This is a genomic window from Methylomicrobium album BG8, assembly GCF_000214275.2.
Lineage (GTDB): Bacteria > Pseudomonadota > Gammaproteobacteria > Methylococcales > Methylomonadaceae > Methylomicrobium > Methylomicrobium agile.
Map to the genome: position 1 here is coordinate 112816 of NZ_CM001475.1, position 21796 is coordinate 134611.

The window sequence follows — 21796 nt, forward strand, 5'->3', positions numbered from 1 at the left end:
AATCGGCATCAAGCCCTATGCGCAGAATCTTTCTTTTCGGCCGCTCGCGACAGCGGGACGAATAGCAGCGCGGTCGCCAGCATCAGCCCGGTGAAGAACCAGAAATAGCTGGCTCCGGACAACTTCATCCCACCCTCTGCATGACCGATCAGAAAATTGACCGCGCCGGTGAACAAATTGCCCAACGATACCGATAAAAAATAAGCCGCCATCACGACCGATTTGGCCGATTTCGGCGCTTGGGTATAGGAATATTCGAGGCAGGTGATCGACACCATCACTTCGGCCGCGGTCATCAGCAAGTAGGCCGGCAATTGCCACAGGATGTGCACCTGGATGCCCTGATCCAGCCGCATCTGAATCGCGGCAGGAATCGCGAACGCGAATACGGCCAGAAATAGACCGAACAAAATCTTTTTTAAAGCCGTCAACCCGATCCGCCGGCTCAGAAAAGGGTAAACGCCGTACGAGAAACACGGGGTCAGCAGCATGATAAACAACGGATTCAACGCCTGGATCTGCGAGGACAACAGTTCGACATTCCCGACCCAGCGGTCCATTTTTTCGGCCTGCAGTACCCAGGACGAGCCGATCTGCTCGAACAAGGCCCAGAATACCGCCACCAGCGCATAAATCGCGGCCAATCGGCCGAGCACCCGCCAGACGGCCGGATCTTTCAAATCATTGATCAGTTGCGTTCTTGCCGCCGGAATCTTCACGAAACGGCGCCTTCCCAGCCAGAAAACCCAAGTCGCCAATCCCATCAACACGCCCGGCGCGGCAAACGCGGCCGAGGCACCGGCATGGGCAAGCAGCCAGGGCACGATCAGCATCGCCAAAAAAGCGCCCAGATTGATCGCAAAATAAAACCAGCCGAAAACCTTGCCGAGCAAATGAAAATTGCCGGGACCGAACTGATCGCCGACATGTGCGGACACGCAGGGCTTGATCCCGCCCGCACCGATCGCGATCAGCCCCAGGCCGAGCGCCAGGCCCAGGCGGGTATCGTTCGCAGCCAGGCTCAAATGGCCGAGGCAGTACACCAGCGACAGGCCGATGATTGTCCGGTATTTGCCCCAGAAATAATCGGCCAGCAGGGCGCCGAACGCCGGCATCAAATACACCGCCGCGACGAACAAATGGAAATAACCCTGCGCTTCCCGTTCCGTCATCGGGTCGGACTGACCTGACGCGCTCATCAAATACTGGGTCATGAAAATCACCAGAATCGCGCGCATGCCGTAATAGCTGAAGCGTTCGGCCACTTCGTTCCCGATGATGTAGGGAATGCCAGACGGCATTTCGGTAGTTATATCTTGTTGATTTTTATAAATATCCATAATTTAATAAAAACGTTGCGGCGCGCCGTAATCATAACTAAGGTAAAAAGATTTAAAATCTGTTTATTGCTATTAAGTTGGAAAAGTCTGTGAATAAGACAAAATAGGCCTTTATTATCAGGGGTTTGTTTAATAGCACAAACTGTCGCTAAAACCGTCGCGAATTTGTTGACGGCTTGTGGATAAGTTTCATTATGCGGTTTTGCGCAACGCTATCCACAGAAAATACAGGCTTTCCACACAGAGTTACTCTCTAGAATTGGCGGCCCGAAAGCGGATAAAATATTGAACCATTACCGAAAAACGAGTTCTTACGGCAACATTTTGCTCAACGTTGTTGTCATCCAGGAATCAACGAGACGGAAACATGGCGGAAATCCTTACTACTCAGAACATCACGCAACAGGCGTTGATCAAACTCAAAAACATCATCAACAGGGAAATCATCGGTCAGGAAGTGCTGGTCGAACGGATGCTGATCGGTTTGCTGGCCGACGGCCATATTCTGGTCGAAGGCGCGCCGGGCCTTGCTAAAACGCGTGCGATCAACATACTGAGCAAGGGAGTTCAAGGCGATTTTCACCGGGTGCAGTTCACGCCGGATCTGTTGCCGGCCGATCTGACCGGGACCGAAATTTACCGTCCGCAGCAGGGCACGTTCGAATTTCAAAAAGGCCCCCTGTTCCACGATCTGATTCTGGCCGACGAGATCAACCGTTCGCCAGCCAAGGTGCAGGCAGCCCTGCTCGAAGCGATGGCCGAACGGCAGATCACGGTCGGCCAAGCCACTTATCCGCTGCCGGATTTGTTCATGGTGATGGCGACGCAGAATCCGATCGAACAGGAAGGCACCTATCCGCTTCCCGAAGCGCAGCTCGACCGGTTTTTGCTGCATGTAAAGGTCGGTTATCCGAATCCGAAGCATGAAAAAGACATTCTGCATTTGGCCAGAAAGGAAGCGCGCTCCGAATTTACCGCCAAGGCCGAACGCTTCGAAACCGTTTCGCAGCAAACCTTGTTCGCCGCACGGAATGAGGTGTTGGACGTGTACATGGCCGAAGCGCTCGAGGACTATTTGCTGCAGATCATTCTGGCGACCCGGAATCCCGAAGCGTACGGCCGCGATCTGGCCGGCTGGTTGCAATACGGCGCCAGCCCGAGAGCCAGCATCGCCCTCGACCGCTGCGCCCGCGCCAAAGCCTGGCTGCAGGAGCGTGATTTCGTCGGTCCCGAAGACATCCAGGACATTGCGTTCGACGTGCTGCGCCATCGGCTGATTCTGTCTTACGAAGCCGAGGCGGAAGGCATTACCGCCGATCATGTGATCCGGGAATTGATTGCCCGGATTGCCGTACCGTAAATGCTGTCCGTCAAGCGAAAGTCCGCGCAGCATCGCGAGGTTGAGCCCGATGAACGGGTTACGGTCAGCCTGAAGACTCTGGTCGATCTGGCCCGTTTCGCGGCGGGCTTTCCCGCTTCCGGAAGCCGGATCCGCGCGTTTCAAGGCGGCAGCTATCTGTCCCGATTCAAGGGGCGCGGAATGGAATTCGACGAAACGCGGCTGTATCAGCCCGGCGACGACCTGCGCACGATCGACTGGAAAGTCACCGCGCGCACCGGCAAGCCCCATACGAAGATATTCCGCGAAGAGCGCGAGCGGCCGGTGTTCGTTTCGATCGATAACCGCCCTGCAATGTATTTCGCGACCCGCGGCGCGTTCAAATCGGTACAAGCCGCGAAACTGGCCGCGCTGCTGGCATGGACCGCCGAGCAGCACGGCGACCGGATCGGCGGCCAGATCTTTTCGGACCGCGATTGCCGGGAGCTGAAGCCGCAGAACGGCAAGCGGGCGGTGCTGCATTTTTTGCATGCGTTGACCGATCGCTCCGTTCGGGGGCAACCGGGCGAATACCCTTTCGAGCAGGCGCTGGCTCGATTGGTCAAGCATGCCCACCCCGGCAGCCGGGTGTATCTGATCAGCGATTTTCGCGGCCTCAACGAAGCGGCGGAGACGTATCTGGCGCGGATCGCCGAACATTGCGACGTGGTCCTGTTCTTCGTGTTCGATGCGCTCGAACAAAGTCTTCCCGCCACAGGCCGTTACCGTTTCACCGACGGCGAGCGCGACGTGGTGATGGACAGCGCCGATGCGCAGCGTCTGGCCGAGTACCGGCAACGTTTCGCGGAGCGTCTGCTGCGTTTGCAGATGCTTGCCCGCCGGGAAAAGTTTCAACTGGTCCTGTGCGGCACCGCGGACGACCCGGCGCAGCTTTTGAAGCATCTGATGCGAGGACCGTAAATGCCGGTTGCCGATCTGCCGTTGCGCGACATTCATCTTCCGGAAGCGATCGGCTGGTGGCCGCCGGCGCCCGGCTGGTGGCTGATTCTGGTCATGATTCCGCTGCTGCTGGGCATGTGGTATTGGCTGTATAAACGGCTGACCCGGAAAACCGTGGTCAAAACCGCCCGCCAATTGCTCAAGACGCTGAAAAACGATCCGTCGCTGGACGATCGGGCGAAAATTGCACAGTTGTCCGCGCTGTTGCGCCGGGTTGCGGTCAGCATCGATGCGCGCGCCGAAGTCGCCGGCCTGACCGGGCAGGACTGGCTGCACTATTTGGACCGTTCGCTCAAGGGCGCGCCGTTCAGCGAAGGCCCCGGCCGCGTGTTCCTCGATATGCCTTATCGAAAGGCCGCGCCGTTTGAACCGGCGGTTCGGGATGTGTTCCAACTCTGTGAAGACTGGCTCAAAGCGCAACGTAAACGCAAAAAATGATTCATCTCGTCTGGCCCTGGCTTATTCTCGTACTGCCGCTGCCCTGGCTGATCCGCTGGCTATTGCCGCCGCTGTTGCCGGCCGAACAGGCGGCGATGAAAGTGCCGTTTCTGGAAGATTTTGCCGATGGCGGAACGCGGGCCGTTTCGCGGCCCCGGCAATGGCCGCTGCGTCTGGCGGCTCTGGCCTGGCTGTTGCTGGTGGCCGCAGGCATGCGCCCGCAGTGGCTCGGCGAGCCGATCGAACAGACGGTCAGCGGGCGCGACCTGATGTTGGCGATCGATTTATCGGGTAGCATGGAAGAACAGGATTTCGTGATCAACAAGCAGCAGGTAGACCGGCTGACCGCGGCCAAATGGGTGGCGGGCGATTTTATCGAACGGCGGGTCGGCGACCGGATGGGCCTGATCCTGTTCGGCACGCAGGCTTACCTGCAGACGCCGCTGACCTTCGACCGCAAGACGGTCAAGACCTTGCTGCAGGAGTCCTTCATCAATATGGCGGGCGAAAATACCGCGATCGGCGATGCGATCGGCCTCGCGATCAAGCGCCTGAAAAATCAGCCCGCCAACAGCCGGGTTCTGATTCTGATGACCGACGGGGCGAATACCGCGGGCGAAGTTTCGCCGCTGAAAGCGGCGGAGCTGGCGGCCGAGCATCACTTGAAAATTTATACGATCGGGATCGGCGCGGATGAAATGATCGTGCGCAGCCTGTTCGGCGCCCGCAAGGTCAACCCGTCGCGTGATCTGGACGAGAAAACCCTGCTCGACATTGCGCAGAAGACCGGCGGCCGTTATTTTAGGGCCCGCAACACCCGTGAGCTGGACAACATCTATCTGCTGCTGGATCAACTGGAGCCGATCAACAAGGACAGCCAGTTTTTCCGGCCCCGGCGCGAACTGTTTTACTGGCCTTTGGGTCTCGCGCTGGCGCTGGCCGGGGCGATCGGTCTGTCGCGCTTGAGAGAATCATGAATTTGAGCGAATTTCATTTTATCCGGCCTTACTGGCTGCTGGCATTGGTTCCGGCGGCGTTGATCGTGTTCCTGCTGTTCAGGAACAAGCTCGGCCGGGGCAACTGGGAGGCGGTCTGCGATGCGGCGCTGTTGCCCTATCTCTTGCAGGAAAAAGCCGTAACCGCGAGCCGGAAGTCATTGGTGACGAGTGCGGTGATGGCGCTGCTGGCGATTGTTGCGCTGGCGGGCCCGACGGTTCAGCGCCTGCCGTCGCCGGTATTCAGAAACGATTCGGCCCTGGTGATCGCGCTGGATCTGTCGCGTTCGATGGATGCGGAAGACGTCAAGCCGAGCCGCCTGATCCGGGCCCGCTACAAGATCGCGGACCTGCTGCAGCGGCGCAAGGACGGCCAGACCGCGCTGCTGGTGTTCGCGGGCGATGCGTTCACGGTCACGCCGCTGACCGACGATACCGAAACGATTGCGAGTCAGCTGGAGGCCCTGACCACCGATATCATGCCGGCGCAGGGCAGTCAGGGGGAGGCGGCGCTGAATCTGGCCGTGCGGCTGCTGCAGCAGGCTGGCCTGCCCAAAGGCGAGATTCTGTTGATCACCGACGGAGTCGAGCCCGATGCCGCGCTGGCGGCGGCGAAAAAACTGGGCAGTTATCGTTTATCGGTGCTCGGCGTAGGTACGCCCGAAGGCGCGCCGATTGCGCTGCCGAAAGGCGGTTTTTTAAAGGACGAACAAGGCGCGATCGTGGTGCCGAAGCTGCATCCGGATGCCCTGGCCGCCCTGGCCGGCGCGGGTGGCGGCGTTTACCGGACCCTGGCGGCGGACGACAGCGATATCGAAAGCGTGTTGGCCGGAGTCGATATGCCCGTTGCCGATGAGGCCAAGGGCCAAACCGATAACCGGCTACTGATCGATCTGTGGGACGATCTCGGCCCTTGGATCGTGCTCGCCTTGCTGCCGCTGGCCGCGTTTTCGTTCCGGAGAGGTTTGTTGTGCCTGGCGTTCGCCGTATTGCTGCCGTTGCCGGAAAACAGTTACGCGCTGGACTGGCAGGATTTGTGGCAAACCAGAAACCAGCAGGCCGCGGCAGCGTTTGCGGCGCGGCAATACGACCGCGCGGCCGACTTGTTCGAGAAGCCGGACTGGAAGGCGGCCGCGCAATACCGTGCAGCCAAACCCGTGGACGGCGAGTTGCCGATCCCGGACACCGCAACCGGTTTTTACAATCAGGGCAATGTGCTCGCGAAATCGGGACGCTTCGAGGAAGCGATCGCCGCCTACGACAAATCGCTGACGATCGATCCGGACAATAAAGACGCCGAATATAATAAAAAACTGGTCGAAGAAGCGATGAAGCAGCAGAAACAACAATCCCAACAGAATCGGCAGCAGAGCGACTCCAAGCAGCAGGATTCGGAAAAAGGCCAACGGCAGGATCGGCAGGAATCGGCGCAAAACCAGTCCGATGCCGGGCAGCCGTCCGAGCGAAAAGACCGAAATTCCGAACCACAAAACGGCGAGAGCCAACCCGGCAAATCCGAAGCCGGCCAGGAAAAAGATGCGGAGAAAGCCGGCGAGGAAGAAGAGCAGGCCGAAACCCGACCTTCTCAGGAAGCCTCCGCGGCGGCCAAAGATGGAGAGAAACGGGATTCGGCCGAGCGGAATGAACCATCGACGCAGGCCCAAGCCATGCAGCCTGCCGACGAGACCGCCCAGGCCAATCAGCAATGGCTGAACCGGGTTCCCGACGATCCGGGCGGCCTGTTGAAACGCAAATTCAAGTACCAGTACGGCCTGCGCCAGCAGCGCGCCGGCAGGCAGTAGCGATAAAAACGATGCCGATCACTTTACATAGTGTCGTCACAAGGTTATGAGATAATCACGCTACTACACTATTTTGAAGGGAGCAGTTGATGAAATCAGCACATCGTCGACACGATATATCGGATCGAGTCTGGCAATTATTGGAACCCCGTTTGCCTGGACGTGAAGGCGCCTGGGGCGGTAAAGCCCGCGATAACCGATTGTTTATCAATGCTGTTTTTTGGATTTTACGCACCGGCGCACCGTGGCGCGACTTGCCGCCAGACTATGGCGATTGGAAAAATACCCATCGCCGGTTTTGTCGCTGGCGAGATAAAGGCATTTGGGAGTCGCTGCTGGAACAACGGGTGACTGAGCCCGATTATGAATGGCTGATGATTGATGCCAGCCATATCAAAGTGCATCCGCATGCGGCCGGAGCCAAAGGGGGTAACCAGGACATGGCGATCACAAAAGGGGGCTCAACAGTAAGATACATCTGGCCGTGGATGCGCATGGTATGCCGCTCAGAGTCGTTATTACAGCAGGTACCACTGCTGATTGCACACAGGCTTCAACCTTGATCGATGGCTTGGATGCCGGGCATCTGCTAGCAGATAGAGGTTACGATACCGATGCTATTGTTGATAAGGCTGCCGCACAGCAGATGAACGTCGTCATCCCGCCCAAGAAGAATCGCATTCAGCCACGGGGTTATGACAAGGCTCTATACCGTCTTCGCCATTTAGTGGAAAACGCCTTTTTGCACTTGAAACGATGGAGAGGGATTGCCACTCGATATGCCAAAAACACTGATTCATTCTTGGCCGCCGTGCAGATTCGCTGCATGGCTCTTTGGGCTGCTATCTTATGACGACGCTATATAGTCAGACGCAGAGGAATTCCGTCCATGGATAAAAAAATCAAGCGAAGCTGGACAGTCCTGTGGCTGTTATTATGGCAGGCGCTGACCATCGAGGCGGCGGTCGCGGCCACTATCCAGGCGACTTTCGACCGCAATCCGGTCAATATCGACGAGTCGTTTCAGCTCATCTTCAACGCCGATGCCGCGCCGGACGGCGAACCCGATTTCAGCCCGCTCGAAGAGAATTTCGAGGTGCTCTCGCAGAGCAGCAGCAACAGCGTCTCTTTGATCAACGGGAAGATGACCCGAAGCATACGCTGGACTTTGACGGTGATGGCCAAGCATCCGGGACGTCTGGAGGTACCGCCGGTCAGTTTCGGAAAGGACGCGAGCGAGCCGACTGTGCTGGTAGTAAACGGACATTCCGCGAACGGCAATTCGAGCAACGAAGAAGACATTTTTATCGAGGTCGAGGCGACGCCGGAAAATCCCTATGTGCAGGCGCAGATTCTGTACACGGTAAGGATATATACAAAGGTCGAGATTGCGCGGGCGACGATCGACGAGCCGGAGCAGGCCGATGCATTGATCGAGAAACTGGGTGACGACAAAAATTTTCAGACTCAAGTGGAAGGCGTCGATTATATGGTCACCGAACGCCGCTATGCGATTTTTCCGCAAAAAAGCGGGATGATCACGATTCCGCCGCTCGTGCTGACCGCGGAAGTGATGACCCATGCGCGGTCGGCTTTCAACGGGTTTTTCGGTTCGAGTCTCACCCGGACCCAGCGCGTTTCTTCGAAGGCGGTCAGTCTGATGGTCAAACCGGCGCCCTCCTCCTTTACCGGCCAGCATTGGCTGGCCGCCGAGCAACTGGAGCTGAAGGAAGAGTGGTCCGGCGATGCGCGCAGGATGAAAGTCGGCGAGCCTTTGACCCGCACGCTGACGCTGTGGGCAAAAGGCAGTACGGTCGGACAATTGCCTGAACTGCATCATTCCGCTCCGGAAGAGGCGGTCAAATCCTACCCGGATCAACCGGTGCTACAGGAAGAAAAAAATGCCGACGGCTTGACGGCCAGACGCCAGGAAAAGATCGCGCTGATTCCGTCGAAGGCCGGGTCTTTCAAGCTGCCTGGGATCGAAATTCCCTGGTTCAATACGCGGACTCGGCAAATGGAAATTGCGAAGATTCCGGAAACCGCGATCGAAGTGGCCGCTGCGGCTTCCGCGCTTCCCGGAACCGAAGCGCGGCCCTTGCCGGCTGCGCCGGAAGCCGTGCGGACGCCCGTGGCGATCGAAAGCCGGACGGCCGCGCAGAACATCTGGATCTGGGTTTCCGCCGGGCTGGCGGCCGGGTGGCTTGCGACGCTGGCCTTTTTTCTGGTACGTCGTCGTCCCCGGACCGAGGCGGGTAAGGATGAACAGCCGGCGGCCGAGACTTTAAACGAATACCGCAAAAACCTGAAAAAAGCCTGTGCGGATAACGCTGCTTCAGCAGCCAAAAACGCGCTGCTGGCGTGGGGGCGGCAGAAACTTGATGCGAACAGTCTGGGTGAAGTTGCCGCTTTTTGCGATGCGCGGCTCAGGGATGAAATTCTGGCGTTGAATAAAGCGCTGTACAGCCGGGAAGCGGAGCCGTGGCAGGGTAAGAAACTGTATCAGGCCTTTACCGAAAACCAGGCGCGGGAACAGTGGACGAAGGCCGGGCACGAGGCCCTGGAGCCGCTGTTCCGTCTATAAGACGCGCGCTTTCAAATATTCGAGCGCCATGAACAGCGCCGCGATCGAACGCGCTTCGGTGCATTCGCCGGTCGCGAGCAGGGCGTTGATTTCGGAGAGTTTCCAGGGTACCACTTCCAGTTCTTCGGGCTCGTCCCCCGGCAGTTTTTCTTCGTAGAGATCTTCGGCCAGGATGATCTCGGTCATGTGCTCCAGATAGGACGGTGCGAGTGAAAACGAACTCAGATGATGCAGCCGGTGCGCGCCGAAACCGACTTCTTCCTTCAGTTCCCGATTCGCGGCTTCGAGAAACGATTCGCCGGGATCGGTCTTGCCTTTCGGCAGCCCCAGCTCGTAGCGGTGCACGCCAGCCGAATATTCCCGAACCAGCAGCACGGTGTCGTCGTCGAGCATCGGCACGATCAATACCGCGCCGCCCGGCCTGCCCCGGGTCAGCCGTTCGAAACTGCGCTGCACGCCGTTGCTGAATCGGATCTCGATCGCTTCGATATGGAACAGGCGGCTTTGCGCGACGGTGGTCTTGTTCAGGATGGTTGGTTTGTCGGCCACGGTGTTATGATTTTGAATCGGAGATTTTTCATTGTACCGCGCCTATTATGATCGATTGGAACAAAATTGACACCGTTTTGCTGGACATGGACGGCACTTTGCTGGATTTGAATTTCGACAATCATTTCTGGAAGGAATTCGTGCCGCTGAACTATGCTGAAAAGAACGGCCTGACGCTCGAAGAGGCCAAGGAGCGGCTGATACCGCTGTTCAAAAGCATGGAAGGCAAACTGGAATGGTATTGCCTGGATTACTGGAGCCGGGCGTTGGAACTGGACATCGCGGGGCTCAAAGCCGAAATCGCCGGCCTGATCGGCGTGCTGCCGCATGTGGCCGAATTTCTCGAAGCGGTCAGGCGCACGCCGCGAAAAGTGCTGTTGGTCACGAATGCGCATCCCGGCAGCCTCGGGCTCAAGATGGAAAAGACCTGCCTGCACGCCTTCTTCGACGAAATCGTCAGTTCGCACGCCTCGGGCAGGCCGAAGGAGCATCCCGGGTTTTGGGATTGGCTGAGCCGGTACCACCCTTTCGATAAGCGCCGCACGTTGCTGATCGACGACAGCCTGGCGGTGTTGAATTCAGCCCGGACATTCGGAATCGAACATTTGCTTTCGGTCAGCCGGCCCGATTCCCGGCAGCCGAAAAAAGTGATTATCGATTACCGGGCTATCGAGGATTTTCGGGAGCTGATGCTGGGGCTTTAGGCGGCCGGGGCTTGCCGTTTCTCTGGCGCCGGTGCGGTTTGTCGCCCTGCGGCGGACGCGGTTTCCTTTCCGGCAGGATCACGTCCTGCGCCAGGAGTTCCTGCGTGACCGCCTGGACCGGCACCTTTTCCCCGATGTACGCTTCGATGTCCGGCATCGAATAGGCGTATTCCTCGCAGATGAAGCTGATCGCTTCGCCCGAGGCCCCGAAACGGGCGGTGCGGCCGATCCGGTGCACATAGTCTTCCACATCCTGCGGCAGGTCGTAGTTGATTACGTGCGAAACGTCCGGAATATGCAGGCCGCGCGCCGCGACGTCGGTGGCGATCAGCAGGCTGACATTGTTTTCCTGAAAGTCGTTCAACAGCCGCTGGCGCTTTTCCTGCGGTACGTCGCCGCTCAAGGCCGCCGTTTTGAAGCCGTTCGCGGTCAGGGTGTCGTCCAGCAGCTCCGCGCAACGCTTGGTATTGACAAAGATGATGCTGCGCTGCGGCTGGTATTGTTGCAGGATACCGATCAAAAGCGGTATTTTTTGCTCGTTCGAAGGGCAGAACGCAGTCTGTTTGATCGATCGGGAGGTGACCGTTTCGGTTTCGATCTTGATCAGCACCGGGTTGTTCATGTGCTCGTAAGCCAGCTCGGTGACCTTGTACGACAGGGTCGCCGAAAACAGCATGTTCAGGCGCTGGTCGCGCGGCGGCATGCGCCGGAGCAGGTAGCGGATGTCCTTGATGAAACCCAGGTCGAACATCCGGTCCGCTTCGTCGAGCACACTGGCCTGGATGTGGTCGAGGCTGAAAGCCTGCTGTTTGTAGAAATCGATGATCCGCCCCGGCGTGCCGATGATCACGTCGACGTTCGATTTGATCTTGTCGAGCTGCTTTTGGTAGTCGGTGCCGCCGTAGATCAACGCGAACTTCAGGGGCAGATGCTCGCTCAACAGCAGCGCATCCTTGTGAATCTGGATGGCGAGTTCCCGGGTCGGCGCCAGAATCAGCGCGCGAGGGTTTTTGATCGGCTGATTGGCGGCTTCCTTGGCTTCCGTATCGTTCAACAGCCGCTGGAAGGTCGCGAGCAGGAACGTCGCGGTTTTGCCGGTTCCCGTTTGCGCCTGGCCCGCAATGTCGCGGTCCCTGAGCAGCAGCGGCAGCGCCCGGTCCTGGATCGGCGTGCAGCATTTGAAGCCTGCGCTGTCCAGGCTGTTGAGGATCGAATCGGATAATTCGAGGTTGGAAAATCGGGTTTCGGTCAGATGTGTTTTACTCATATCCTAATAGGATAACGTAAAAATCGGATCGGCTGAACCCGGAGCTAGAAATTGATTGACTCCGGCAGTCTTCCCTCCTATAGTTGAATTTTTTTTATTGTTGGAGAAATAGCGTGAGCGACTCAGTCCTTCATGTAAGCGATAGCGAATTTAACGAAAAGGTTATCAAGGCTAAAGGGCCTGTATTGGTGGATTACTGGGCTGAATGGTGCGGACCTTGCAAAATGATCGCCCCGGTTCTCGATGAAATCGCGGCCGACTTTGTGGGTAAATTGACGGTCGTGAAGATCAATATCGACGAAAATCCGAAAACCCCTCAGCACTACGGCGTGCGCGGCATTCCAACTCTGATGCTGTTCAAGGACGGCGAAGTCGAGGCCACCAAAGTCGGCGCCTTGACCAAATCGCAGCTAACCGCTTTCCTCAATAGCAATATTTGAGCGATTCTTTCGATTCGCTCCGTCCCGTCACTGGACGGGCTCCTTTTATTGCGTTATACTTACGGAGTGCGCTGATTCCAGCGCGCTTCACTCTATTCGTCCGATAATCTGCATCCCTGAATTCTAATCCTATTGTAAGCACGTGTGGCCTAGCGCCGCAGTCGCTTTGTCGAGCCCTCCTTTATATGAATCTTACCGAGTTAAAACTAAAGCAAATCAGTGAAGTCATCGAAATCGCCGAATCGCTCGGCCTCGAGAACGTTGCCCGATCGCGCAAACAGGATCTGATTTTCGCGATCCTGAAAAAGCAGGCGAAGGCCGGCGACGATATCTATGGCGACGGCGTGCTCGAAATTTTGCAGGACGGTTTTGGTTTTTTGCGTACCCCCGGTTGTTCCTATCTGGCCGGCCCCGACGATATTTACGTTTCGCCGAGTCAGATCCGGCGCTTTTCGTTGAAGACCGGCGACACGATCAGCGGTAAGATTCGGCCGCCGAAAGACAATGAGCGTTATTTCGCGATGCTCAAGGTCGAAGAGATCAACTTCGAGCCGCCCGAAAACACCAAAAACAAGATTCATTTCTCGAACCTGACTCCGCTGTTCGCGCATGAGCGTTTCGTGCTCGAACAAGGCAACGGCGCCACCGAAGACATCACCGGCCGCATCATCGATTTGGTCGCGCCGATCGGCAAGGGCCAGCGCGGCTTGATCGTGTCGCCGCCGAAAGCCGGCAAGACGATGATCCTGCAAGCCCTGGCGCAGGCAATTGCGGAAAAGAATCCCGAATGTTACCTGATCGTACTGCTGATCGACGAACGTCCTGAGGAAGTGACCGAAATGGAACGCTGCGTGCGCGGCGAAGTAATTTCAAGTACATTCGACGAGCCGCCGACCCGCCATGTGCAAGTCGCCGAAATGGTGATCGAAAAGGCGCGCCGTCTGGTCGAGCACAAGCACGATGTAGTTATCCTGTTAGACTCGATCACCCGTCTGGCTCGCGCCTATAACACGGTCGTACCCTCTTCCGGCAAGATTCTGACCGGCGGCGTCGACGCCAATGCGCTCGAAAAGCCGAAACGCTTCTTCGGCGCGGCCCGTAACATCGAAGAAGGCGGCAGCCTGACGATCATCGCGACCGCACTGATCGACACCGGCTCGCGGATGGACGAGGTGATCTACGAAGAATTCAAGGGCACCGGCAACATGGAGCTGCACCTCGACCGCAAGATCGCGGAAAAGCGGATTTACCCGGCGATCAACATCAACCGTTCCGGCACCCGCCGCGAAGAATACCTGGTCGATCCGGACACGCTGCAAAAAACCTGGATCCTGCGCAAAATCCTGCAACCGATGGACGAAACCGCAGCCTCCGAATTCCTGATCGGTAAACTGAAAGATTTCAAGACCAATGCCGAATTTTTCGAATCGATGAAGCGTTGAGCCTTCATCCGTCAGGCTATCAGGGAGCATACTTATGACCGATCTTCATGTGCTATGGGATGCTCTGATTTTGGGTATCGTCGAAGGCTTGACCGAATTTTTGCCGGTATCGTCGACCGGGCACTTGATCCTGGCCGGCCAGTTGCTGGGATTCAACGACGAAAAAGGCAAGGTCTTCGAAATCGCGATCCAGTTCGCGGCGATCCTGGCGGTGGTCTGGGAATACCGGAGCCGGCTCTGGCACACGCTGACCGGCATTAGAACCGAGCCGGTGTCGCAACGGCTCGCGATCAACATGATCGTGGCGTTTTTGCCGGCCGCGATCCTCGGCTTTTTGTTTTTGAAGCAGATCAAAACCTATCTGTTCAATCCTTTCGTGGTGGCTTCGGCCTTTATCGTCGGCGGTTTTCTGATTCTCTGGGCCGAACGCCGCGAGCACAAGATTAACGCCGAGACGATCGACGACATGACCTGGCGCGACGCATTGAAGGTCGGTTTCGCGCAGGCCGTCGCGATGGTTCCCGGTACTTCGCGTTCCGGAGCCACGATCATCGGCGGCCTGTTTTTCGGGCTTTCCCGCCGCGCGGCGACCGAGTTCTCGTTTTTCCTGGCCATTCCGACCATGTTCGCGGCGACTTTCTATGACGTTTATAAGCACCGCGCGCTGTTCAGCGCGAGCGACCTCGACCTGTTCGCGGTCGGCGGCACGGTGTCGTTCATCAGCGCCTTTCTGGCAGTACGCGGTTTGCTGCGTTTTATCAGTCGGCACGATTTTTCGGTGTTTGCCTATTATCGGATTGCATTCGGGGTGTTGGTGCTGCTCTCGGCGCAGATGGGCTGGGTGGACTGGAGCGGCGGTTAAGCGGCAGCAGTCCATGCAACGAAGTTTATCGGTACGATTGCCGATAAGGCGTTGAAAGATGTTCATGATGCGAAGGCTCAGGTGAATGAAATAAGCCGGGATGTTGCCGAGCACTTGCATGATATCTTTCTTTTGTTCAGATGTTACACCCTAAAGGGCACAAGCCGCAGTAGGGTACGCTGTGCGTACCTTTTCACCTCTCCAATGGTACGCATGGCGTACCCTACTGAAGGTTGTGTTTAAAGCACGTCTCTACGCCGTTGTCGCGCTGCGAGGTGTCTGATGACGCGCGCCGCGGTGGGAACGATCAGGCCGCTTTCGCCAAACAGGGAGCTTTGCCGAAAATTCGTTCGAGAACTTTTGGGAAAGCCTCCTGCTTGGGGTGTTTGGCTTTACGGCGGTATTGGCTTTTATCCTCGAAAACCTTCGCCTTGTTAAACCGGTGCGCATGCTTCGCGACCGGATTCAACCGTTGCATATTTTCTATTTCATTCAAATTTCTACGTTTTTTCATCGTTTACCTCTTATAATAGTGCATCGTTTTCCGGCTTCGGAAAACCGGTTTACTATAACAGCCCGTTTGATAAGAAAACAGTTGTGAAATTCAAAAAAGATTTTGACGTGATCGTGGTCGGCGGCGGCCATGCCGGCACCGAAGCCGCGTTGGCGGCTGCCCGCTGTGGCGTGAAGACGCTGCTGTTGACGCAGAATATCGAAACGCTCGGTCAGATGAGCTGCAATCCGGCTATCGGCGGGATCGGCAAGGGGCATCTGGTCAAAGAGATCGATGCGCTCGGCGGCTGCATGGCGCGGGCGATCGATCTCGGCGGCATCCAGTTCCGGATTCTGAACGCCAGCAAAGGGCCGGCGGTCCGGGCCACGCGCGCGCAGGCCGACCGGCGGCTCTATAAGCAGGCGGTGCGCCATATGCTCGAAAACCAGCCGAACTTGGCGCTGTTCCAGCAAACGGTGGCCGACCTGATCGTGGAAGGCGAGCGGGTCGTCGGGGTGAAGACCGAAATGGGCCTGAGTTTCAACGCGCGGGCGGTCGTATTGACGGCAGGCACATTTCTGGCCGGCAAGATTCATATCGGTCTCGAAAATTATAGCGGCGGCCGCGCCGGCGATGCGGCCTCGATCGCGCTGGCGCAGCGGCTGCGCGAATTGCCGTTTCGGGTCGACCGCCTGAAGACCGGCACCCCGCCGCGGATCGACGGGCGCACGATCGATTTTTCCAAACTCGATGTGCAGCACGGCGACGATCCGGTGCCGGTGTTTTCGTTCCTCGGCCGGCGCGAGCAGCATCCGCGTCAGATCCCTTGTTATATCACGCGTACGAATGCCAGAACGCACGACATCATCCGTAACGGGCTCGACCGTTCGCCGCTCTATTCCGGCATCATCGAAGGGATCGGGCCGCGTTACTGCCCGTCGATCGAAGACAAGATCGTGCGTTTTGCCGACCGCGATACGCACCAGATCTTTGTTGAGCCGGAAGGGCTCGATACGCACGAGATTTACCCGAACGGGATTTCGACCAGCCTGCCGTTCGATGTGCAGTACGAGTTCGTGCGTTCGATGCACGGTTTCGAGAACGCCGAAATTGTCCGCCCCGGCTACGCGATCGAATACGACTTCTTCGATCCTCGCGATTTGAAGACCTCGCTCGAAACCAAGCATATGCACGGCCTGTTTTTCGCGGGCCAGATCAACGGCACGACCGGCTACGAAGAAGCGGCCGCGCAAGGCTTGATCGCCGGCTTGAATGCGGCGCTTTTGGTGCAGGACAAGGAAAGCTGGTGCCCGCGCCGCGACGAAGCCTATATCGGGGTGATGATCGACGATTTAATCACGCGCGGAACGCAAGAGCCGTACCGGATGTTCACCAGCCGCGCCGAATACCGGCTGCAGTTGCGCGAAGACAATGCCGATCTCAGGCTGACGCCGCAGGGCCGTGTCTTGGGGCTGGTCGACGACGAACGCTGGCGCGCGTTCGAAGACAAACAGAACGCGATCGGCGCATTGCAGGACGGCTTGAAAAAGCAATGGATCCGGCCGGAAACCGAGGCGGCCTCCGCGGCCGAAGCCTATTGGGGCAAGCCGATCCAGAAAGAAGTGAATCTACTGGAAATGCTGCGCCGTCCGGAAGTCGATGTGGCTCGGTTGCTGTCGTTCTGCGACAAAGGCACGGAAGTGCCCGAACAGGTCGGCGAACAGGTCGAAATCCAGGCCAAGTATGCGGGTTATATCGTCCGCCAGCAGAGCGAAATCGACCGGGCGCTGCGCTACGATCACCTGCGCCTGCCCGAGACGCTCGATTATGCCGGCGTGCCGGGGCTTTCGAACGAAGTCAGCGAAAAACTGCGCAAGCAACGTCCGGAAACCCTGGGCCAGGCTTCGCGGATTCCCGGTATCACGCCGGCGGCGATTTCGCTGCTTTTGATCTATCTGAAAAAGAAAAGCGCCTGATGGAGTCTTGCCGACGTATTCTCGAAACCGGCCTGGATACGCTGCGGATTTCATGGAACGAAGCGCAAATCGACCGGTTGCTCGTCTTTCTGAAGCTGATCGAAAAATGGAACAAGGCTTATAACCTGACCGCGATCCGGAACCTCGAAGACATGGCGCGGCTGCATCTTCTGGACAGCCTCGCCGTTCTTCCTTACACAAAAGGAGGGCGCGTGATCGATATCGGTACCGGCGCCGGCTTGCCGGGCATTCCGCTGGCGATTTTTTTGCCCGAAACGTCATTTACCTTGCTCGACAGCAATGCGAAAAAAACCCGCTTCGTACAGCAGGCGGTGTTGGAACTGAAACTCGGCAATGTCGAGGTTTGCCATAGCCGGGCCGAAGCCTTTCGGCCGGAGCGAAAATTCGATACGGTGATTACCCGTGCGTTCGCCGGGTTGCCGGGCATCCTGAAGACCACGGCGCACTTACTCGACGAGCACGGCGTGTTATTGGCGATGAAAGGGCAAAATCCACGGGATGAACTGGCGGCAGTTAAGGTAAAATCGTCCGTTGTCCCGCTCGCGACGCCCGGCGTCGAGGCGGAGCGTTGCCTGGTGATCATTCAAAATGAAGCAATCCCTGTAGGATAAAGTGTGACAAAAGTTATTGCGGTAACCAATCAAAAAGGCGGGGTCGGCAAGACGACGACCAGCGTCAATCTGACGGCCTCGCTGGCGGCGGCCAAGCGCCGCGTGCTGCTCGTGGATCTCGATCCGCAAGGCAATGCGGCGATGGGCTGCGGGGTCGACAAACAGAAAGTCCTCTATTCCAGCTACCATCTCTTAGTCGAAGAAGTGCCGGCCGAGCAAACCGTGATCAAACTGCCGGAGCTCGGCTTCTCGGTGATCGCGGGCAACGGCGATCTGACCGCGGCCGAAGTCGCGCTGATGGACGCCGAGCGCCGGGAGCGGCGGCTGGCCGAAGTGCTGATGCCGATCAAGACGCAGTACGATTATATCCTGATCGATTGTCCACCTTCCTTGAACATGCTGACCTTGAATGCGCTGGTCGCGGCGAACAGCGTGCTGATTCCGATGCAGTGCGAATATTATGCTCTGGAAGGCTTGTCGGCCTTGATGAGCACGGTCAAAAGTATCCAGAATACGGTCAATCCCGAACTGCATCTGGAAGGTATTTTACGGACCATGTTCGACGACCGCAGCCGCCTGACCAAGGATGTCTCCGAACAATTGGTCGAATACTTCGGGGACAAAGTGTTCCGTACTTGCGTGCCGAGGAATGTCCGTCTCGCCGAAGCGCCGAGCCACGGGTTGCCGGTTTTGGCCTACGACAAAACTTCACGGGGCGCGTTGGCCTATCTCGCGCTGGCCGGTGAAATGTTGAGAAAAGAGAAGAAGTAGCGCATGTCGATCAAGAAACGTGGATTAAGCCGCGGCCTCGATGCATTGCTCGGCGATGTTTCAATTACTAAACCGGAAGTAACGCTGTCTTCAGCCCCTTCGCACGGGTTGCAAGCGCTGCCTGTCGAGTTTCTGCAACGCGGCAGATACCAGCCGCGCCGGGACATCAATCCGGAAAAACTGCAGGAACTGGCCGATTCGATCAAGGCGCAGGGCGTGATCCAGCCGGTCGTGGTGCGCAAGCTCGAAAGCGAAAAATACGAAATCGTCGCCGGCGAGCGGCGCTGGCGTGCGGCGCAACTGGCCGGATTACACGAAGTGCCGGTCGTGGTGAAGGAGATCGATGACCGTACCGCGATGGCGGTCGCGTTGATCGAAAACATCCAGCGCGAAGATTTGAACCCGCTCGAAGAAGCGGAAGCGTTGGCGCGCCTGCTCGACGAATTCGGCATGACCCATCAGCAGATCGCCGATGCGGTCGGCAAATCGCGGGTGACCGTGACCAATTTATTGCGGCTTTTGGATTTGCACCCGGAAGTCAAAAAGCTGCTGTTGAACAAGCATATCGAAATGGGCCATGCGCGTGCCCTGCTCGGGCTCGAAGGGCAGAAACAGGTTGCCGCCGCGTATAAAATCGACAAGGAAGGTTTGACGGTCCGGGCCGCCGAACGGTTGGTCAGGGAGCTTCAGTCGCCTGAGGACGAGACGAAAAAAATCAAAATCATCGATCGGGATACTCTGCGCCTGCAGGAAGACCTGACTTCCCGCTTGGGCGCGAGGGTTTCGATCGACCATAAGAAAAACGGCGCCGGCAAGCTGATCATCGCTTATTCCAGCCTGGAAGAGCTCGATGGGATCATCGGGCAGATCAAATAAGCTTTCCTTTCCAGTTCCGCTTTCGTTTGACGCAGGCAGACGAAAGCATTCCCTCCTTCACGCGTTGGCTGAATTTTCAGTTGACGGCCAAAAACTTTCCCTCTTATAAATACCATTTAAAAAGTTCGGGCTCGAGCTTTTTCAATTTCCTGCTCCAGCTTCCGGAAAGACGGGACAGGTTTAGGCAAGAATGTCCCTTTTAATAACAGGGGAAGGGGCCGCATAAGGTTTAACAAATGCGAAGCTGTGCTATATTCTGACCATGAAATACAGCGATTTATTTTTCATTGACGAAGTGAGGCATGCCTTGCGGCGCGGGTATGCGTATTGCTTTGAAGGGTTTATTGTTTCAATGATTCATGCCGGGATTAAGGAGGGCTGGCTTTGTAACAATCGATTTTCCGTTTTTTCTGTATCCGGGCGGCAACGTTGCAAATTGCAGGGCCGGTCGTCGATCCTATTTCCTCTCTACGCTTTACGTCTCGATTCGGCTGAATTGTCCGAGCTTCTTCATTTTTTTGGGAATTCCCATGCAGCGGCCTAGCTCCGGGTGGTTTAGCAAAAACGCTACGCGAGTCCGTCTGATTGTCGCATCCAGCCAGGCTTTTTTTCTTGTCTTAGTCAATTTGCGCCGGGCTGTCGTTTTGTCGGCGGTTATGCTGCCGACAATGGCCTTGCAGGCGGATGATTCAAAAGTTCGCTTGCTCGACTCCACCAAAAACGCCAAACAGCTGACTACCGAGACGATACGCGAAATATTCTTCATGCGGCTGAGTACCTGGCCTGACGGCACCCCTATTCATGTGTTCGTGCTTCCGGATAATCACCCCTTGCACATTCGTTTTGCGAAAGAAATTTTGGGCGTCTATCCGTTCCAACTCCGCTCGGCCTGGGACCGGCTGGTTTTTTCAGGTACCGGCGTCTCCCCCACTACCGTGGAATCGGAAGAAGAAATGCGCGCACGCATTGAGTCTACGCCAGGCGCTATCGGTTATACAGAGACCATATCAGGAGATCATTGATGAGATCAGTCAACTTTGATGTTATTTTCGGCAAAGCTGCTCCGATGATTCTTTGCTCCTTATTGGCTCTATTGATGCCTACAGCCGTTGCGGCACTGGAATGGCTGGACGGAAAGGTGCAGGTACACGGTTTTGCCGGTCAAGGTGTGACTTATACCGATCATAATCAGGTTTTCGGTTCGAGCCGCGATGTCAGTTTGGATTTTAGGGAAATGGGCCTTACAACTTCTGTAAAACCGTTACCTAATTTGTTAATTTCTGCCCAAGGTTTATATCGGGATGCGGGCGGTTCTGATACGCAAGGCGTTCGTCTCGATTTTGCGCAGGCGGATTATAGCCATGCATTTTTGGATTCAGCTTTGATAATGGGGGTTCGCGGCGGGCGGGTTAAGCTTCCGTTCGGCTTATATAATGATACCCGCGATGTTTTGTGGACTCGACCCACCGTGTTATTACCTCAGTCGATTTATTTCGATGCGCTAGCCTTGCGTCAGGGGATGCTTTCGGGTGACGGAGGAGCGCTCTACGGTCGTTATACCCATGGTGAACACAGGTATGGCTTGGAGTTTCTGACTTTCGAGACTCAAGACAACACAGGGGGAGTTGCAGCATTTTGGACAGGCATCCCTTCGGTTTTACCTGCGGCGCAGGGGAGTTTTGGAGGACGCCCTGCGTTTATAGGAAGAAGTTTTTATGAATGGATGGGGGGACGTGTAAAGTTATTGTTTTCTATCGTCGATATTGAGCGCGATTTTCATTCATCGAATGCGTTTTATCAGAACGGTAATACTAAAATTACCTTTCCGCTGTTTTCGGCGCAGTATAATGCGGAAAAATGGTCATTGACAGCCGAATATGGGTGGATCGATAGCCAACGTAGTGGTTATTCTCCATCGTTACAAAATTTTCCTACCTGGAAGCAAAATACATCCGAAAACTTTTATTTACAGGGCGAATACCGTTTTACTCCAGATTTTTCGGCGGTGCTTCGCTATGATGTATTACATCTCAACCGCGACGACCGAGATGGTAGAGAGATGTCGCAAATGACAGGTGGAAGGGTCGCTCCTCATCGTTTTTACGCGAGGGATTTAACTGCGGGCGTGCGCTGGGAATTCGCACGTAATTTTTTGTTGGCGGTTGATTATCATTATGTGAATGGTACTGCTTGGTTGAATGAGAAGGATAACCCCACACTGAATAACCCCGGAACCTCGCCGCATTTTAGTCTGTTTACTACAATGCTGTCATTTCGGTTTTAAATT

At 56.5% G+C, this 21796-nt stretch carries 21 protein-coding genes; 17 read left to right on the forward strand and 4 right to left on the reverse strand.

Features of this window, described 5'->3' with window-relative positions:
- Positions 1-8 precede the first annotated feature (8 nt).
- On the reverse strand, positions 9-1301 hold the full coding sequence (locus tag METAL_RS00555) for a POT family MFS transporter (RefSeq protein ID WP_245549434.1): 1293 nt from the start codon (positions 1299-1301) through the stop codon (positions 9-11).
- A gap of 406 nt (positions 1302-1707) precedes the next feature.
- Here METAL_RS00555 and METAL_RS00560 point away from each other — a divergent pair, with 406 nt between their 5' ends.
- From METAL_RS00560 to METAL_RS00595, 7 genes are all read left to right on the forward strand, one after another.
- The gene (locus tag METAL_RS00560) at positions 1708-2700 is read left to right on the forward strand and encodes an AAA family ATPase (RefSeq protein WP_005368576.1); all 993 of its coding nucleotides are present in this window, start codon (positions 1708-1710) and stop codon (positions 2698-2700) included.
- The gene (locus tag METAL_RS00565; RefSeq protein ID WP_005368578.1) at positions 2701-3639 is read left to right on the forward strand and encodes a DUF58 domain-containing protein; all 939 of its coding nucleotides are present in this window, start codon (positions 2701-2703) and stop codon (positions 3637-3639) included.
- Positions 3640-4116 carry a DUF4381 domain-containing protein gene (locus METAL_RS00570; protein ID WP_005368580.1) on the forward strand — a complete coding sequence of 159 codons (477 nt, stop codon included), beginning with the start codon at positions 3640-3642 and terminating at the stop codon, positions 4114-4116.
- The gene (locus tag METAL_RS00575) at positions 4113-5093 is read left to right on the forward strand and encodes a vWA domain-containing protein (protein WP_005368583.1); all 981 of its coding nucleotides are present in this window, start codon (positions 4113-4115) and stop codon (positions 5091-5093) included. Before METAL_RS00570 ends, METAL_RS00575 begins: the two co-directional genes overlap by 4 nt.
- Positions 5090-6913 carry a VWA domain-containing protein gene (locus METAL_RS00580; protein ID WP_005368584.1) on the forward strand — a complete coding sequence of 608 codons (1824 nt, stop codon included), beginning with the start codon at positions 5090-5092 and terminating at the stop codon, positions 6911-6913. The genes METAL_RS00575 and METAL_RS00580 overlap by 4 nt, the downstream gene beginning before the upstream one ends.
- An 89-nt stretch (positions 6914-7002) precedes the next feature.
- Positions 7003-7766, forward strand: a protein-coding gene (locus METAL_RS20255) for an IS5 family transposase (RefSeq protein ID WP_157203402.1) whose coding sequence is annotated in 2 segments (ribosomal slippage) — positions 7003-7360 and positions 7360-7766 — 765 coding nt in all. Because the reading frame shifts where the segments join, the coding sequence is not laid out codon by codon here.
- Positions 7767-7802: 36 nt separating this feature from the next.
- On the forward strand, positions 7803-9497 hold the full coding sequence (locus METAL_RS00595; protein ID WP_005368586.1) for a BatD family protein: 1695 nt from the start codon (positions 7803-7805) through the stop codon (positions 9495-9497).
- Here the strand turns inward: METAL_RS00595 and nudE are convergent.
- Positions 9492-10046, reverse strand: a complete 555-nt coding sequence (nudE, locus tag METAL_RS00600) for an ADP compounds hydrolase NudE (protein ID WP_005368588.1) — start codon at positions 10044-10046, stop codon at positions 9492-9494. The two genes, METAL_RS00595 and nudE, sit on opposite strands and share 6 nt — an antisense overlap.
- Before the next feature lie 47 nt (positions 10047-10093).
- Between nudE and yrfG the strand changes: the two genes are divergently transcribed.
- Positions 10094-10750, forward strand: a complete 657-nt coding sequence (gene yrfG, locus METAL_RS00605) for a GMP/IMP nucleotidase (protein ID WP_005368590.1) — start codon at positions 10094-10096, stop codon at positions 10748-10750.
- On the opposite strand, the gene METAL_RS00610 is transcribed toward yrfG, so the two are convergent.
- Positions 10713-12017 (reverse strand): DEAD/DEAH box helicase, encoded by a 1305-nt coding sequence (locus METAL_RS00610; protein WP_005368592.1) that lies wholly within the window; start codon positions 12015-12017, stop codon positions 10713-10715. The genes yrfG and METAL_RS00610 overlap by 38 nt on opposite strands.
- A 113-nt stretch (positions 12018-12130) precedes the next feature.
- Here METAL_RS00610 and trxA point away from each other — a divergent pair, with 113 nt between their 5' ends.
- The 3 genes from trxA to METAL_RS00625 all read left to right on the forward strand — a co-directional run bounded on the left by trxA (position 12131) and on the right by METAL_RS00625 (position 14761).
- Positions 12131-12457 (forward strand): thioredoxin TrxA, encoded by a 327-nt coding sequence (trxA, locus tag METAL_RS00615; protein WP_005368594.1) that lies wholly within the window; start codon positions 12131-12133, stop codon positions 12455-12457.
- A 185-nt stretch (positions 12458-12642) separates the two neighbouring features.
- Positions 12643-13899: a transcription termination factor Rho gene (rho, locus tag METAL_RS00620; protein ID WP_005368596.1), complete on the forward strand. Its 1257-nt coding sequence runs from the start codon at positions 12643-12645 to the stop codon at positions 13897-13899.
- Positions 13900-13933: 34 nt separating this feature from the next.
- Positions 13934-14761 (forward strand): undecaprenyl-diphosphate phosphatase, encoded by an 828-nt coding sequence (locus METAL_RS00625; protein WP_005368598.1) that lies wholly within the window; start codon positions 13934-13936, stop codon positions 14759-14761.
- Positions 14762-15068: 307 nt separating this feature from the next.
- Here METAL_RS00625 and METAL_RS00630 read toward each other — a convergent pair whose 3' ends face one another.
- The gene (locus METAL_RS00630; protein ID WP_005368600.1) at positions 15069-15275 is read right to left on the reverse strand and encodes a DUF7230 family protein; all 207 of its coding nucleotides are present in this window, start codon (positions 15273-15275) and stop codon (positions 15069-15071) included.
- Between the two features lie 83 nt (positions 15276-15358).
- Here METAL_RS00630 and mnmG point away from each other — a divergent pair, with 83 nt between their 5' ends.
- From mnmG to METAL_RS00660, 6 genes are all read left to right on the forward strand, one after another.
- Positions 15359-17230 (forward strand): tRNA uridine-5-carboxymethylaminomethyl(34) synthesis enzyme MnmG, encoded by a 1872-nt coding sequence (mnmG, locus tag METAL_RS00635; RefSeq protein ID WP_005368602.1) that lies wholly within the window; start codon positions 15359-15361, stop codon positions 17228-17230.
- Positions 17230-17862: a 16S rRNA (guanine(527)-N(7))-methyltransferase RsmG gene (gene rsmG, locus METAL_RS00640; protein WP_005368604.1), complete on the forward strand. Its 633-nt coding sequence runs from the start codon at positions 17230-17232 to the stop codon at positions 17860-17862. Before mnmG ends, rsmG begins: the two co-directional genes overlap by 1 nt.
- A gap of 3 nt (positions 17863-17865) precedes the next feature.
- A complete protein-coding gene (locus METAL_RS00645) occupies positions 17866-18633 on the forward strand; it encodes a ParA family protein (protein ID WP_005368606.1) in 768 nt (255 codons plus the stop codon).
- A 3-nt stretch (positions 18634-18636) separates the two neighbouring features.
- A complete protein-coding gene (locus tag METAL_RS00650) occupies positions 18637-19509 on the forward strand; it encodes a ParB/RepB/Spo0J family partition protein (protein WP_005368608.1) in 873 nt (290 codons plus the stop codon).
- Between the two features lie 359 nt (positions 19510-19868).
- Positions 19869-20531: a type 2 periplasmic-binding domain-containing protein gene (locus METAL_RS21355; protein WP_245549435.1), complete on the forward strand. Its 663-nt coding sequence runs from the start codon at positions 19869-19871 to the stop codon at positions 20529-20531.
- A complete protein-coding gene (locus METAL_RS00660; RefSeq protein ID WP_005368613.1) occupies positions 20531-21793 on the forward strand; it encodes a hypothetical protein in 1263 nt (420 codons plus the stop codon). The genes METAL_RS21355 and METAL_RS00660 overlap by 1 nt, the downstream gene beginning before the upstream one ends.
- Positions 21794-21796 lie beyond the last annotated feature (3 nt).